Annotated in this window: 15 protein-coding genes; 14 read left to right on the top strand and 1 reads right to left on the bottom strand. The window is 50.2% G+C overall.

Going from position 1 to position 13,595, the window contains the following annotated elements; all coding sequences use genetic code 11:
• The first annotated feature begins 34 nt into the window (after positions 1-34).
• The 12 genes from AB3N00_RS21345 (at position 35) to AB3N00_RS21290 (ending at position 10,688) form a co-directional block, all read left to right on the top strand.
• Entirely contained in the window at positions 35-1,072 is a 1,038-nt protein-coding gene (locus AB3N00_RS21345) for a glycosylase (RefSeq protein ID WP_413036384.1), read from the top strand.
• A gap of 34 nt (positions 1,073-1,106) precedes the next feature.
• On the top strand, positions 1,107-2,048 hold the full coding sequence (locus tag AB3N00_RS21340) for a glycoside hydrolase family 113 (protein WP_413036383.1): 942 nt from the start codon (positions 1,107-1,109) through the stop codon (positions 2,046-2,048).
• Between the two features lie 284 nt (positions 2,049-2,332).
• Positions 2,333-3,298, top strand: coding sequence for a phosphotransferase (locus AB3N00_RS21335; RefSeq protein WP_413036382.1), 966 nt, complete (start codon positions 2,333-2,335; stop codon positions 3,296-3,298).
• Positions 3,299-3,315: 17 nt separating this feature from the next.
• Positions 3,316-4,314 carry a glycosyltransferase gene (locus AB3N00_RS21330; protein ID WP_413036381.1) on the top strand — a complete coding sequence of 333 codons (999 nt, stop codon included), beginning with the start codon at positions 3,316-3,318 and terminating at the stop codon, positions 4,312-4,314.
• 51 nt (positions 4,315-4,365) lie between these two features.
• Positions 4,366-4,650, top strand: a complete 285-nt coding sequence (locus AB3N00_RS21325; protein WP_413036380.1) for a hypothetical protein — start codon at positions 4,366-4,368, stop codon at positions 4,648-4,650.
• 109 nt (positions 4,651-4,759) lie between these two features.
• Positions 4,760-4,921 (top strand): hypothetical protein, encoded by a 162-nt coding sequence (locus tag AB3N00_RS21320; protein WP_175396865.1) that lies wholly within the window; start codon positions 4,760-4,762, stop codon positions 4,919-4,921.
• Between the two features lie 97 nt (positions 4,922-5,018).
• The gene (gene abc-f, locus AB3N00_RS21315) at positions 5,019-6,947 is read left to right on the top strand and encodes a ribosomal protection-like ABC-F family protein (RefSeq protein WP_413036379.1); all 1,929 of its coding nucleotides are present in this window, start codon (positions 5,019-5,021) and stop codon (positions 6,945-6,947) included.
• Between the two features lie 250 nt (positions 6,948-7,197).
• Positions 7,198-7,665: a hypothetical protein gene (locus AB3N00_RS21310; RefSeq protein WP_413036378.1), complete on the top strand. Its 468-nt coding sequence runs from the start codon at positions 7,198-7,200 to the stop codon at positions 7,663-7,665.
• Positions 7,665-7,946 carry a hypothetical protein gene (locus tag AB3N00_RS21305; protein WP_413036377.1) on the top strand — a complete coding sequence of 94 codons (282 nt, stop codon included), beginning with the start codon at positions 7,665-7,667 and terminating at the stop codon, positions 7,944-7,946. Before AB3N00_RS21310 ends, AB3N00_RS21305 begins: the two co-directional genes overlap by 1 nt.
• Positions 7,947-7,950: 4 nt before the next feature.
• Positions 7,951-9,261, top strand: a complete 1,311-nt coding sequence (locus tag AB3N00_RS21300) for a glutathionylspermidine synthase family protein (RefSeq protein ID WP_413036376.1) — start codon at positions 7,951-7,953, stop codon at positions 9,259-9,261.
• A 15-nt stretch (positions 9,262-9,276) separates the two neighbouring features.
• Positions 9,277-9,681 (top strand): DUF350 domain-containing protein, encoded by a 405-nt coding sequence (locus AB3N00_RS21295; protein WP_413036375.1) that lies wholly within the window; start codon positions 9,277-9,279, stop codon positions 9,679-9,681.
• A gap of 59 nt (positions 9,682-9,740) precedes the next feature.
• Entirely contained in the window at positions 9,741-10,688 is a 948-nt protein-coding gene (locus AB3N00_RS21290; RefSeq protein WP_413036374.1) for a nucleoside hydrolase, read from the top strand.
• A 195-nt stretch (positions 10,689-10,883) separates the two neighbouring features.
• Here the strand turns inward: AB3N00_RS21290 and AB3N00_RS21285 are convergent, their stop codons facing one another.
• On the bottom strand, positions 10,884-11,351 hold the full coding sequence (locus tag AB3N00_RS21285) for a heme-degrading domain-containing protein (protein ID WP_413036373.1): 468 nt from the start codon (positions 11,349-11,351) through the stop codon (positions 10,884-10,886).
• Positions 11,352-11,590: 239 nt separating this feature from the next.
• Here AB3N00_RS21285 and lspA point away from each other — a divergent pair, with 239 nt between their 5' ends.
• Together lspA and AB3N00_RS21275 are read left to right on the top strand one after the other, a co-directional pair.
• Complete coding sequence (gene lspA, locus AB3N00_RS21280; protein WP_413036372.1) at positions 11,591-12,082, top strand: signal peptidase II; 492 nt, start codon at positions 11,591-11,593, stop codon at positions 12,080-12,082.
• A gap of 296 nt (positions 12,083-12,378) precedes the next feature.
• Positions 12,379-13,584, top strand: a complete 1,206-nt coding sequence (locus AB3N00_RS21275) for an ABC transporter substrate-binding protein (protein ID WP_413036606.1) — start codon at positions 12,379-12,381, stop codon at positions 13,582-13,584.
• Positions 13,585-13,595: the final 11 nt, after the last annotated feature.

The following is a 13,595-nucleotide window of genomic DNA, read 5'->3' as shown; positions in this document are numbered from 1 at the left end:
CACATAACCTCTCACCGAAGGGAGAAATGAATCGATGACAGTTGTTGAAACGAAAAGTGTGCACATTATTGGAGATGCATTGCCAAATATGCCTTGGGAGGACAAACCGGAGGGTGCGGAAGGGCCGGTATGGAGACATTCAGCGAATCCGGTTGTACCGCGTAACCCGGTCAAGGGTGTTGCCCGTATTTTCAACAGTGCAGTCGTTCCTTATGAAGGGAAGTTCATCGGCGTATTCCGTGCCGAAACGGTTAATGGCCGACCGCACCTGCATATGGGTTCCAGTGAAGACGGATTATCATGGACCATTGAGGAGGAGCGCATTGCTTTTGTAGATGAGAATGGCGACTCCTTCATGCCGAACTATGCGTATGACCCGCGTCTGGTCAAAGTGGAGGACACATATTACATCATCTGGTGTACAGATTTCTATGGCGCAGCACTGGGTCTGGCAAAGACCGACGATTTCAAAACGTTTGTCCGTCTCGAAAACCCGATGCTGCCGTTTAACCGCAATGGCGTGTTGTTCCCGCGCAAAATCAAGGACAACTACGTCATGTTATCCAGACCCAGCGACAGTGGACATACGCCGTTCGGAGATATTTTCCTGAGCGAAAGCCCGGATCTCGTGTACTGGGGTAAACACCGTCATGTCATGAGCAAAGGCGGCCAGGGCTGGTGGCAATCGGTCAAAATTGGCGGCGGGCCTGCTCCGATCGAAACGTCTGAAGGCTGGCTGATGTTCTACCATGGCGTAACAGGTACCTGCAACGGTTTGGTGTACAGCATGGGTGCGGTCATTCTGGATCTGGAGGAGCCATCCAAAGTGAAGTATCGTTCCTCCAATTTCGTGTTGACGCCAGAGAAATGGTATGAGGAGCAAGGGTTCGTCGATAATGTCGTCTTCCCATGTGCAACGCTGCATGATGCGGAGACAGGGCGGATCGCGATCTATTATGGTGCTGCAGATACGTACGTTGGCGTTGCGTATACAACCGTCGAAGAGATCGTGAACTACGTCATTGAGACCGACGAAGTGATCGCCGGAGATCGCGAGGAAGGGAAACTTTAATTGAACAAGAAAGGGGCTCTAAAGCGAAATGCAAATGGAGTACATCAAAGGTTTTACATTTGGCTGGATGAGCGGCAGGGGGGACTTCCGCAAGCCGGAAGCAAGAGAATCCCTGCGCCTGATGGCTGAACGCACTGGCAGTTCACATGTCATTTTTGCATTGGCGGCCCATCAGGATCATCCGCAGGCGACAGAGGTCAAGTACCGGGGTGAACATATGGTGGAAGATGATGAATTGGTAGACATGATGCGTTATGCCCGTACGCTCGGACTGCGTGTCATTTTGAAACCAACCGTCAACTGCACAGATGGTACATGGCGTGCACACATTAACTTTTTTGATATCGATGTGCCGTGTGAGCCGAAATGGCAAGACTGGTTCCGCAGCTATACCGCGTATCAGAAGCACTATGCAGCGATTGCAGAGCAAGAGAAATGCGAGATGTTCATCGTTGGCTGTGAGATGGTACAGTCTGAGCGCCGGGATCAGGAGTGGCGCGAGGTGATCGCGGGAGTGCGCGAAGTATATTCCGGCCTTGTATCCTACAACACCGACAAGTATCAGGAAGGACATGTGAAATGGTGGGATGCCGTGGATGTGATCTCGTCGAGCGGGTATTATCCTATCGGGGATTGGGAAGCGCAGCTGGATCGCATTGAACGGGAAATTGCGCCTTATGGCAAACCTTTTTTCTTTGCAGAAGCGGGCTGTCCGAGCCGCAGTGGATCGGCGCAGGTGCCGAATGACTGGGGATTAGAAGGTGAAGTGAATGCGGAGGAACAGGAGCGGTTCTATGAAGCCATGTTCCGTCATTCCAGCCAGCGGGAGTGGGTCCGTGGCTTTGGCCTGTGGGACTGGAGCGCACATCTGTATCAGGAGCAGGATGCCCTGACCGATGACGGATACGGCGTTTATGGTAAACCGGCAGAGAAAGTTATTCGTCATTTTTATGAAGGTATTGCGGTCGAAGTTTAACCTTTCTCGGTGTGGAGCAATTCACAAATTGCGAGATATAAGTGAATATGCAGAGGAGCAATCACGAAGAAAAAGACGTAAATGTAGATGATCTCAGGATTATCTCCATGTGCGTCTTTTTGGATTACTTTTTTAAATTTTATGAATTCATTCAATGCTCATTTTGTGGGCCGGTTTATCCGAAAAGCACTCTGTTCAATGCTTGCAGGCTTGTGTGCAGCAACGTATGATGAATAGAATATATCAATGAACAGGCACGGAAAGACGAATGGACGGTGTTGATCATGAACGAACATGCACATGGCTGGGTCACGGCTGAGGGGACATTGAATGAACAGTCAATAACGAGCCGGGAGCGGCTCTACAAGGGGATGAACGGCAGGTATGTGGAGCGATTCACGGTCCACACCGGGGAAAGTTATATTTTCAAACCCCTCACGAATCTCGGACAGCACGGGCGTGAACGTTGGATATCCCGGCATGTACTATCCGTATTGCCATCCATCTATCCGCAGCTAATCGCTTCTTCTAACGAAGAAATCGCTCCAGAACGGAGCTGGTTGATTTACGAGGATCTGGGGCCTCTGGTGCACCATTCGCAGGAAAATACGATGCTGTCTGCTGCGGTGCATATGGCGCAATGGCATACGCTCTGGGCATCCCGTTGGGACGAGCTGCCGCGTGTAGGTCAGAAGCCGCCAATTGGTAACATGCTTGAAGATCTCTTGGATGCCAAGGAATCAACGGGTGACTTGCTGTCCAAGCTTGGAATGACGCTGTCTGCATCCGGCTGGGCCGAGATTACAACACTGATTCAAACGGCAGAGACAGAACTTCCGCTGGTTCTGTGTCACGGGGACCTGCATCCCGGCAATATGGCAGATGTGAATGGCAGACTTGTCATTATCGATTGGGAACATGCCCATCTCAATATACCGCTCTGGGATTTGTATCATTTGATTGATCTGTCTCATCCACTGTTCCCAAGACATGTTACCTCGCAGCTGCGGGACCGAGTGATTCAGGTATATCTGGACGGCTTGGAGTGCCTCGGTAGAAAAGTACAGAGGGACTCTTTCAAAAGATGGTATGAAGCGTACGCCATTGTATTTTCTCTCTGGATGCTGCGATTGATCGATTCTGATATGGAGAATCCGGATTGTGTATGGCCCGAGGAGCAATTGCGCAATCAGTGGAATGAGACGGCAGCAACGCTGGAACAGTGCATGAAACAGTTATTTACGGAATAGAAATGAGGGGGCAGAACATGCGTAAGGTTGGACTCGTTATGCGTAAAATTCAATTCACCGAAGCACAGGGGCCGCGCGTATTCGCCGATCGCCTGAAGCAGATTGGTTTGGAGCTGGGGGTGGATATTGTGTTCATATCGCCGGAGCGCCATGTGAGCGGGTACGACTGGCTGCCAGGTTATGAGCATGAGAAGGGTGACCTGGTGAATTACGACATCGTACTCGACCAGATCTACAGCCAAAATATAGAGCATGTCATCTACACCGTATCCGGTTTTACGTTTCTCAAAATGTTCTTGCCGAAGAGTGTATTGTTTCCGCACAGCTTCCCTGACCCGGCGCTAACAGGGTATGAGATGATGAAGCCATTCTATACGATGGTCGATAAAGCAATTGTGCAGACGGAGTTTCTAAAAACAGAGCTGGGCCGCAATTTCGGTGTGCATGACGTGAACGTCATTCCCATCGGCTTCAATGAAGAGCTGGCACATCGTCACTACGATCCAAGTCAGGTCGTGCATAACCGTGTGCTCTGGATCGGTCGGGATGAAGCGAACCGCCGCCCGGATCTGGTGCTGGAATATGCACGGCAGAACCCGGACAAGGAAGTCTACATGGTATTTGGTGGACGGCGTTACGAGGAGAGCATGAAGAAATACAATATTCCGGACAATGTACAACTTCAGTTTGCATTGACTCAAGATGAGGTATTTACGCTAATGAACTCTGCCAAGGTATACTGGAGCTGTTCAGCGTTCGACACGTTCGCGATGCCTCTGACGGAAGCGATGGCGATGGGCAAAATGGTGGTGAAGCCGGAGCATGCGTGCTATGGTCATATACGATCCACACATGCCTTTGCAGGCAATGAGGATAACTGGTTTGAGCTGGTGAACATGGCCGCGGCAGCACCGCGAAGTGTATCGGAAGATAACCGGGAGTATGCGTTCGGTGCGTTCTCGCGTACAATCATGAAGGAAGGTTACCGGAAATTTTTCGCAGATTGGTTGAAGTGACAAGGCTGTAATAAAGGGGTTTGACCATGCAGCAGAACGGAGGAGAACCTGATGGATGTACTCATCCTGTGGACGCTAGGCATGTGGGCAGTTCAGTTATTGATCGTTTGGCTTATATACCGGATGCAGGGACGGCGAATGACCTGGGGTCAATATATACTGCCATGTGCAGCCTTGCTCGGGGGAGCCATTGTGGTCATGATTAGCATCGATATTGGGGGATGGAATGGTATCGGGTATGCCTTGCTCGGCGTATCTCTGGGTACAGCGGGAATGCTGACACTGATTACGGTTGTGATCGCGGAGTTGGTACTTCGGCGACGGGGAAGGAATTGATCGGGACGGTTGAGTCTCTATAAGGATGAATTGGGCAATTGGGATGGTTGCAGGGATGCATTCGTTTGTGATATATTGACAATAATTATGACAAGGGAGGTGAAGACAGGTGAATCACGAGATGCTTAACAACCGTATTAGCCAGCTGCCGATTGCTATGGCTGGCATTGTTCACACTTTTTTCTACAACGGGAGAAGTCTGTCCAATTTTGAATATACGGAAGTTAACCATTGCGAGAAGATGCCTGCCTTGACCTCATTCGGACGATAAGCAATTTTGCTTGAATTCTGAAGGGCCGCGGAGCTAACCTCTGCGGCTCTTTTTGTGTTGCGGTCAGGATCTTCCATACCATAGGAGGAACCTTATTATGATGATCATTAGCGCGCAACAACTGACACAATATCACGGAGCACATCTGGTGCTGGACGGCATTACCTTTGAAATCATGGAGGGTGACAAGGTCGCCCTGATCGGCCGCAACGGAAGCGGCAAAACAACACTCATGCGCCTGATGGCCCGGCTGAATCAGCCGGACGAAGGGCAATTGATGATCAAGAAAGATACACGGATCGGCTATGTGGCTCAGGTTCCGGAAGGACTGGATGATCATTCGGTACTGGACGTGTTGGGGCTTGGATTCAAGGAGCTTGCGGAGTGCCGCAGCCGAATGAAGGAAATGGAACAGCAGATGTCTGACCCGGACTATGCAGCAGATCCAGACCAATTGGACCGTCTGTTGAAAAGATATGCCGCACTGCAGGAGCAGTTTGAACGTGAGGGCGGTTATGAGATGGATGCTCGGATTGATCAGGTGGCGGACGGTCTGGATATCGCCAAAGCGCACTACGGCTGGCGGTTCGGTTCCCTGTCCGGGGGAGAGCAGACCCGGGTTGTGCTCGCTTCACAGCTGATCGTGCTTCCTGATCTGCTGCTGCTGGATGAGCCGACCAACCACCTTGATCTGGAGCGAGTGGAATGGCTGGAAGGATTTCTGCGAGAGTATACGGGCACAATCGTGCTGATCTCCCATGACCGTTATTTTCTGGACCGGGTAGTGTCCCGAACGCTGGAGCTGGAGGATGGCGAAGCGCAAACGTCTGCTGGCGGCTACACGGAATACATGAAAGTGAAGGAACAACGGCTGCTGCAGCAATTTGAAGAGTTCAAGGAACAGCAGAAGGTCATGAAGAAAATGAAGGAAACGATTCGCCAGCTGGAGGAATGGGGACGCATCGGCGGGAACGAGAAATTCTTCCGGCGGGCCGCTTCGATGCGCAAAGCACTGGAGCGGATGGAGCAGGTGAAGCGGCCAGTGCTGGAGCGGCGCAATGCGGATTTCGATGTACGTCCTACAGACCGGACGGGACGCCGGGTGGCGGTGCTCGAACAGGTCGAAAAGGCCTATGGAGAACGTCCGATCCTGCGCGGTGTTTCAGGTTTACTTGAGCATGGGGACAAAATTGCCCTGATTGGCCGTAACGGCTCAGGCAAGACCACATTGTTCAAGCTCCTGCTTGGAGAGGAGCAGCCGACTGCCGGCCAGCTTGAATGGGGAGCACGCGTGGATGTGGGCTATCTGGCCCAACAGGAGGAGCCTTCCAATCCGAAGCTGAGTGTGCTTGAGTATTTCCGCCTGGAGGCAGGTGTGGAAGAAGGCGAAGCGCGTGGAATCCTCGCCAGATATCTATTCTATGGCGCAGACGTATTTCGCTCGGTAGGTCAGCTATCCGGCGGTGAATGGACCCGTGTGCGGCTGGCTCTGCTGGTGCAGCGCAAACCCAATGTGCTGCTGCTCGATGAACCGACCAACCATCTGGATATCGCCTCAAGAGAAGCGCTGGAAGAGTCGCTGGTGGATTTTGGAGGTACGGTGCTTGCCATTTCTCACGATCGTTACTTCGTGAATCGCCTCGCTTCACGTGTCTGGGAACTGGAGAACGGGGAGATGACCACTTATCTCGGAGACTATGAAGACTATCGGGAGAAAAAGCTTGATCTGCAGGCGCGTGCAGGAGCAGCAGCTCTTCAGCATACCGTTACTGCTGCAATTCCATCTCGGGCAAGTGTCAAATCAAAGGATCAGTCTGCTTCCCATCAAGCGGGGAACGGTACGGGGAAAAGGCAGTCGGCCGAGCAGCTGGAACAAAAACTGGCACGTCTTGAGGCGCAGATTCAGGAGCTGGATCAGCAGCTTGAATTACTGGCCAATTCACCTGATCTGGAACAGTTATGGAACGAGCGTGAGCAGCTGTCCGGTGAATACAATGAGATGTTGGCCCAATGGGCTGAGATGTGAGTATAGCTGGACATCGAATCTGTTTTGCAAGGCCGGAGAATGTCTCCGGCTTTTTTATTTTTGGATAGTGGTAGCAACCTGCCACATGGTCGATCGTCTAGCGAACCATTCATTTGCAACATGTCCTTATTTACATGTCATGGAGAATAGTGTAACTTTTTCCCTTCTCGTGCGTTAAATACGTTTGTATGATTTGAAGCGGCTCATCTTAGAGCTACACAAAAGGGAGGTTATCGTTATCTATTATGCATTGACTTATCGAAGCTGGTCGGATGATCGGCAGGTTGAGACGGGGCAGTTGGAGCAGGTATCCGTTACTCGGGATGAACTGTTTATGCGCAAACTGGTGGATGCAACCCTGATGAAAAACAAACTGTGGGCCCACCTGTCCAATGAATGCGAGGATCTTCGGGATCATGCCATCTATGTGACTGCGTACAACAACCAGATGCCTGCAGACTACGGTACAGCGATTGCGGACGCTGCACTGGCCATGTGCAAAATGACCTCCATGTACAGCGCAGAGTATATGCTGTGGAATGGAAAGGCATTTCAGGAGCTCGATCTGGCAGATTCCTCTTCGTATACGATGGAACTTGCCGAACGGCTCTTGGACCACTACATGGTGCGTAGCGGAACGACCTATGAATTTGTGTATTCCGTGCTCGATGCGGATCGCAGGAAAGTGTTATTTTTCATGAAGGAGGTAGATCTGTAATGTCAGAAGAAGAGCGGAATAACACGGCCAAACCGGGGTCACGGGCGAAGCTGGTTGCCTTTTCCCTGATACTCGCCGTGCCTGCAGTGTTGTCCGGTTGCGGCAGCAACGACGAGTGTGACCCGGAATATGATACCGGATGTGAGTACGATTCCAGCAGTGGCCATTATTATTATGGTGGCTCATACGGCGGCAGTAGCAGCAGCAAGAACAGCTCCTATAGTAAATCAAAGTCCAAATCGAGCGGCTTTGGCAGCTTCTTCCGCAGTTCGGGAGGCTAATGTTATGAGGCAAATACACTCATTGCCCTATCGTCACGAAGAGGTGTTTGCGGGCGAAGCTGGGCAGCATGTCCCCTATCACCGGATGTATGGCAAGCAATATTGTGTACCTGCGCTGACGATGTATACCCCTGAAGAGATACATGAGCTGCAGTATGCAGTTGAGCAGATCGACGGGATATATTGCAAAGTCATGCGGTTTATCCAGCAGTATATGCCGGACAGCTTCCTGGAACACCAGCTGGGTATTCACCCAGGACTAATTGCGGCAGCTCGAATGGAGACCGTGGCCGGTGGCATTACACGTCAGGACTGGATTATCGGTGAGGCCGGGTTCAAGTGTATCGAAAATAATACCGACACGCCTACAGGCATACCCGAAGCGGCCGTTCTGGAGCGTATTCTGGTAGGCATGGCTGAAGATGCTGCATTAGCTGCGCCATCCGCAAACATGGATGCATGTATCCGGAATTGCTTCCGTAAGTGGCTGGAGGAATATGCCGGGCAAGGGCTGCAAGGGCCCGTGACGTTTACTTCATTTGGTGAGCATGTGGAGGATCGGACCAATACGGAATACCTGATGGAACGCTGCCGGGAAGCCGGGTATGAGGTACGCTACGCTCCCCTGGAGGAATTGGAGATTATTCCAGGCGATGCGCTGTATCATGATGGACATGAGATTCAGCTGCTGTACCGCCTCTATCCGCTGGAGTACCTTGTGGATGATCGGGATGAGACAACAGGTGTGGACATCGGTGCAGCTCTGCTAGAACTGGTACAGGAAGGTCGTCTTGGCCTGATGAACCCCGTACAGCATGTCCTGATGCAGAGCAAAGGCTTCATGGCTGCAATCTGGTCACTCTATGAACGCAATGAGCAGACGCCAGAGTATTGCGGTTTTCGGCTGTTTACCGATGCAGAACTGGATTCAATTTCACGGTATCTGCTGCCCACCTATTTTGAAGCAGGACCCTTTGAGCTGGAATCCACTCCTTATGTAGAGAAAAGTTATTGGGGCCGTGAGGGTCGAGGCACCCTTTTGCTGGGCGAGGAAACGGAGATTAACACGGCAGGACCGGATGAAGATGAAGAAATGGCAGCCTATTATAACAATCAACCGAAGATCTATCAGCAGCTTGTTCCGATGGAGCAGGCGGTGATTCAGACAGAGGACGGGGATTATAGCGGCTATCTGCTTACAGGTGTGTTTGTCATCGGTGGATGTTTTGCCGGCGTGCTGCCCCGGATCGGTGAGAAAGTAACCGGAGATATGGCTTATTATTGTGCAGCTGCAGTCAATGAACGTAATGAATAATGAGGAGGAGTAGGAATGGAGAACTTGGGACTGAACCTGCTGAATGTTGTGATAGGTATTGGCATTCTGCTGGTTGTATTGGTATGTGGGTATTTTGCTTTTAGCAAATTGACCCGGTATAACGATAGTGAGGAAATCGCCAAAGGCAACGAAGCGGCGGGCATGTACATGGGCAGCAAGCTGTTGGGACTATGCATCATTGTAGGAATGGTATCCTTCTCCACGCATTCGTGGCTGGATATGCTGCTGTGGTCTGTGCTTGGAATCATTATTTTGTGTCTGGTCTATATTATATTTGATTTCCTGATTCCAAAAATGCGTGTATGTGAAGAGATCGCAAGAGGCAATATGGCGGTGGCACAGCTGCTGCGTTCCATTATCATCGGTGTTTCCATCGTCATTGGTACATTTTTGATGTAAAATAAACCCTAGTGTTTATTTTTGGAATGAATATCAAACGGAAGAAGGAGCGCAGCATCATGAGAAAAGTCATCATCGATACAGATACAGCAGGAGACGATACGATTGCGATCCTGACGGCTTTGCACCATTTTCAGGTGGAAGGCATCACAATTACGGGTGGGAACGTTCAGTTTGACCAAGAGGTTGAAAATGCCCTGTACACCGTACAGGTTGCTGGACATGGCGGCAAGGTGCCTGTATATAAAGGATGCGAACGTCCACTAATGGCCTATGGGCAGGCACAGCACCGCACAGTGGAAGACGTGCATGGTGACGATGGCATGGGCGGCGCGCATTTTCCCAAGGCAGATCAGCGTCCCGAGAGCGGCCATGCGGTTGATTTTATCATTGAGAAAGTGCATGCCAATCCGGGAGAGATCTCTCTTCTTGCCATTGCCCCTCTGACCAACATTGCGATGGCGATTCAAAAGGACCCGACCATTATTCCGGAGATTGCTCATCTCTACATCATGGGCGGAACGAATAATGCACTGGGTAACATTACACCAGCTGCGGAGTACAACTTCTATGTGGACCCTGAGGCAGCCAAGATCGTACTGCACGCCGGCATTCCCACAACGATGGTTGGCTGGGAGATGTGTACCCAATACTCCGTCATGGATGATGACGATCATGCAGAAATTGCGGCTCTTGGCACAGCTGGAGCAGACTTTTTCACGGCAATTAACAAAGTGGTCATGCAGTTCAACAAATCGGTACATAAGCTGAATGGTACTACACACCCGGATACATTGTTGATGGCAGTAGCTGCAGACGAATCACTCATGACCAAATCGGGACAGTATTATGTGGATGTGGAAGCGGCGGGAAAGCTGACGCGTGGATACAGCGTAGTGGACATCAATGGACGTTTCGGAAAAGAGCCCAACGTACGCGTATGCGAGGCCATCGATCGTCCGAAATTTAAATCCATGCTGCTGGATGTTCTATCTGCTATTCAATAACCCGGAAATACCTGGGCCATATTTCCGATTACCGGAATAATGTCCGGTAGGTTTAGCAATATATATCAACTTATGAAATGCAAAAATCCTTCCTAATCGTTGATAATGATTGTCTGACTTATCGGAAGGATTGCTGTGACATGGCAAGTACACCTGATCCATAAGCATCAGGTGTACTTTTTTTGTATACCCAGGTTAGCCTTGCTGCAACAGAAATGAGCGGATTCCGGTGGTCACCAGATCATGATCTTCCTCATCTGGCAGACCGGATACCGTAATGGTGCCGACTTGTCCCTTACCCTCCACAATCAATGGAAAAGCACCTCCAGCCAGTACGAAGTCAGATGAAGGCAGGCCAAAATTCTGTTCAAGTGTTTTATTCTCACTGCGCAGACGCAGAGCGGTATGCCATGAACTGGAGGAAAAGTGGTTCACCACGTTATTTTTGCGCCGAATCCAATCTTCATTGTCTGGATGAGTGCCTTCCATGGCATGTAAAAAAAGTCGATGCCCCTGAAGTGTGATGTCGATCGTAACCGCCTGTGAGCGTTGTTTGGCTTCCTCGATCAAATGGAGTCCGAGCTGGAGTGCCCGTTCAGAGTCGAATGTATGAAATACCAAGTCCGTTTCTTCCTGCTGCATTTCCTTTAGTTTCTCTGTCATCGTTAGGTTCAATTTACAGGCAGCCCCTTTGCATGTATAGTTCATGTCTACATTCGACACGGATCAGTGTGGTCCCTGCCGGGTACGGTTTTGGGCGGTAATCGTTTCCCTGCTTGGTTATCGTGCCAATCCATTTGGAGAGACGAGTTCGGCTGTGTTAAAGTGAAGGGAACATACACTGGAGATCCCACAGGTTAACATAATATGACTAAGCGAAGTTAGGCAGGAGGAGAGGCGATATGCTGTTTTATTTTATAGCATTGCTGGTTACGCTGGTGGATCAGGGAACCAAGATGGCAGTGAGGATGTATATGGAAGTTGGCGACATGATGAGGCTCGGTGACTCGGGCATGCAGCTGCAGCATTATGAGAATAGCGGGATGGCGGGCAGCCTGTTTCAGGGAAATGCGCGTCTGTTCGGCGTAGTCGCCATTTTGTTTATTGCAGGTATTCTGTATTACCGGAAAAAAGGTGAAATTCGCGGTTTCTGGATGCAGGCCGGGGCAGGTTTCATGGTTGGTGGAGCTCTGGGGAATGCCATTGATCGTTTCGTTTATGCGAAGGTCACAGATTTCCTCGTATTTCCATCCGGCCGGGGGATTCTTAACCTGGCGGATGTAGCCATTAACATCGGTGTGGTACTCCTGGTGATCGGCATGTTAATCCGAGCATACCGGAGTCACCGGGCCAAGCGATTGCGCAACGCATTGCCCAAAATTGAACGTTCTTAAAGCGAAATAAATCAATTTTTTGTAATTACGTGAATTGAAATAAAGAAGGACATTGGACTATCCAATGTCCTTCTTTTTGTTATGCGGACAGTACCCTTGGAAAACAACACCATGATTCATTTTTGTCGAAACCGTTTTAGAAATATAAAAGGGTAAATTAGCCCATCCTTATACCATGGACTGTGTGTAAGGATTAACCATGTGGTTATTCCACCAGTTAAATGGGTAAATCTTTACGTATATAATGCTGAGGGAGGTACAACATGAGAACATCGCTTACCAAGGCACTCGGGACAATGTTGCTATGTGGAATAATGGCTGTGCTTCTATCTTCCTGTACAAGCGGGGATAGCGCGAGTGGCAAAGTACAGATTGAATTTTTCCAAAACAAACCTGAAGCCAAAGCAACCTTTGACGAATTGATCAAAACATTCAATGCGGAGCATACGGATATACAGGTCACTCAGGTGAATCCGCCAGATGCGGAAACTGTGTTGAAGACCCGTGTAGTAAAGAACGATGTGCCGGATATTATGGCCATGGGTGCAACCGATACATATTCGATTCTGGCTCAGAGCGAGATTTTTGCCGATCTGACGGACAGCTCGCTGACCAAGACAATCGATCCGAATTACATACAAATGCTGAAGGATGTCACGGGCATGGAGGAAGTGACAGGCATTCCTTACGCAACAAATGCAAACGGCATCATGTACAACAAAACGCTGTTTAAGGAAATGGGACTCGACGTTCCCAAGACATGGGACGAGCTGATTGCTACCGCTCAAAAGATCAAGGATTCGGGCAAAATTCCATTTTACTTCACATACAAGGATGACTGGCAGACGAATCTGCCGTTCAATGCACTCGGACCTAACTTGGTCGGTATTGATTTCTATCTGGATCGACGCGAGAACAAGGTAACCTTCAAGGAGAAATACCGCGAAGTGGCCGAGAAACAGCTTGAACTGATGAATTACGGTCATGGCGATAACTTCGGTAAGGCCTATTCCGACGGTAACCGGGCTTTTGCCAACGGCGAAGCATTCATGTATATCCAGGGAACCTGGGCGATCTCCGAGATTCGCAAAGCGAATCCGAATGTGGATATCGGTTTCTTCCCGTTCCCGACCGGAAATGATCCAAGCCAGATCAAGTTGGTAAACGGCATTGACTCCCTGTTTACGATCTCGGCGGATACGCCAAACCGGGAACAGGCTGAAGAGTTTATCGCATTTCTGCTGGAACCCGAAAATATCGGGAAATACATTGAAGAGCAAACGTTGTTTGCGGCGGTCGAAGGCGTGGAGCAGGACGACCCGGCGGTGCAGGAGCTGACGCCATATATCGAGCAGGGCAAAGTTATTGATTTTGCCGATCACTATATTCCGGCTGCGGTGCAGCTGAATTCCATCGTACAGTCCTTTTTGCAGAACAAAGACATCGACAACTATCTGGATACACTCGACAAAGAATGGGACAAGGTAGCGAACCGGCGTTAAGCCTTGCCCGA

Origin of the sequence: Paenibacillus xylanilyticus (genome assembly GCF_047246825.1) — a bacterium.
Classification (GTDB): Bacteria; Bacillota; Bacilli; order Paenibacillales; family Paenibacillaceae; genus Paenibacillus; species Paenibacillus xylanilyticus_B.
The sequence above is the reverse complement of the archived record's forward strand: the minus strand, read 5'-3'. Positions and strand labels throughout refer to the sequence as shown.

What these genes read in the sequence shown, in the direction of transcription:
- AB3N00_RS21345 (WP_413036384.1), top strand. Translation starts at nt 35, where the DNA reads ATGACAGTTGTTGAAACGAAAAGTGTGCACATTATTGGAGATGCATTG.
- AB3N00_RS21340 (WP_413036383.1), top strand. Translation starts at nt 1,107, where the DNA reads ATGGAGTACATCAAAGGTTTTACATTTGGCTGGATGAGCGGCAGGGGG.
- AB3N00_RS21335 (WP_413036382.1), top strand. Translation starts at nt 2,333, where the DNA reads ATGAACGAACATGCACATGGCTGGGTCACGGCTGAGGGGACATTGAAT.
- AB3N00_RS21330 (WP_413036381.1), top strand. Translation starts at nt 3,316, where the DNA reads ATGCGTAAGGTTGGACTCGTTATGCGTAAAATTCAATTCACCGAAGCA.
- AB3N00_RS21325 (WP_413036380.1), top strand. Translation starts at nt 4,366, where the DNA reads ATGGATGTACTCATCCTGTGGACGCTAGGCATGTGGGCAGTTCAGTTA.
- abc-f (WP_413036379.1), top strand. Translation starts at nt 5,019, where the DNA reads ATGATGATCATTAGCGCGCAACAACTGACACAATATCACGGAGCACAT.
- AB3N00_RS21305 (WP_413036377.1), top strand. Translation starts at nt 7,665, where the DNA reads ATGTCAGAAGAAGAGCGGAATAACACGGCCAAACCGGGGTCACGGGCG.
- AB3N00_RS21300 (WP_413036376.1), top strand. Translation starts at nt 7,951, where the DNA reads ATGAGGCAAATACACTCATTGCCCTATCGTCACGAAGAGGTGTTTGCG.
- AB3N00_RS21295 (WP_413036375.1), top strand. Translation starts at nt 9,277, where the DNA reads ATGGAGAACTTGGGACTGAACCTGCTGAATGTTGTGATAGGTATTGGC.
- AB3N00_RS21290 (WP_413036374.1), top strand. Translation starts at nt 9,741, where the DNA reads ATGAGAAAAGTCATCATCGATACAGATACAGCAGGAGACGATACGATT.
- AB3N00_RS21285 (WP_413036373.1), bottom strand. Translation starts at nt 11,351, where the DNA reads ATGACAGAGAAACTAAAGGAAATGCAGCAGGAAGAAACGGACTTGGTA.
- lspA (WP_413036372.1), top strand. Translation starts at nt 11,591, where the DNA reads ATGCTGTTTTATTTTATAGCATTGCTGGTTACGCTGGTGGATCAGGGA.
- AB3N00_RS21275 (WP_413036606.1), top strand. Translation starts at nt 12,379, where the DNA reads ATGTTGCTATGTGGAATAATGGCTGTGCTTCTATCTTCCTGTACAAGC.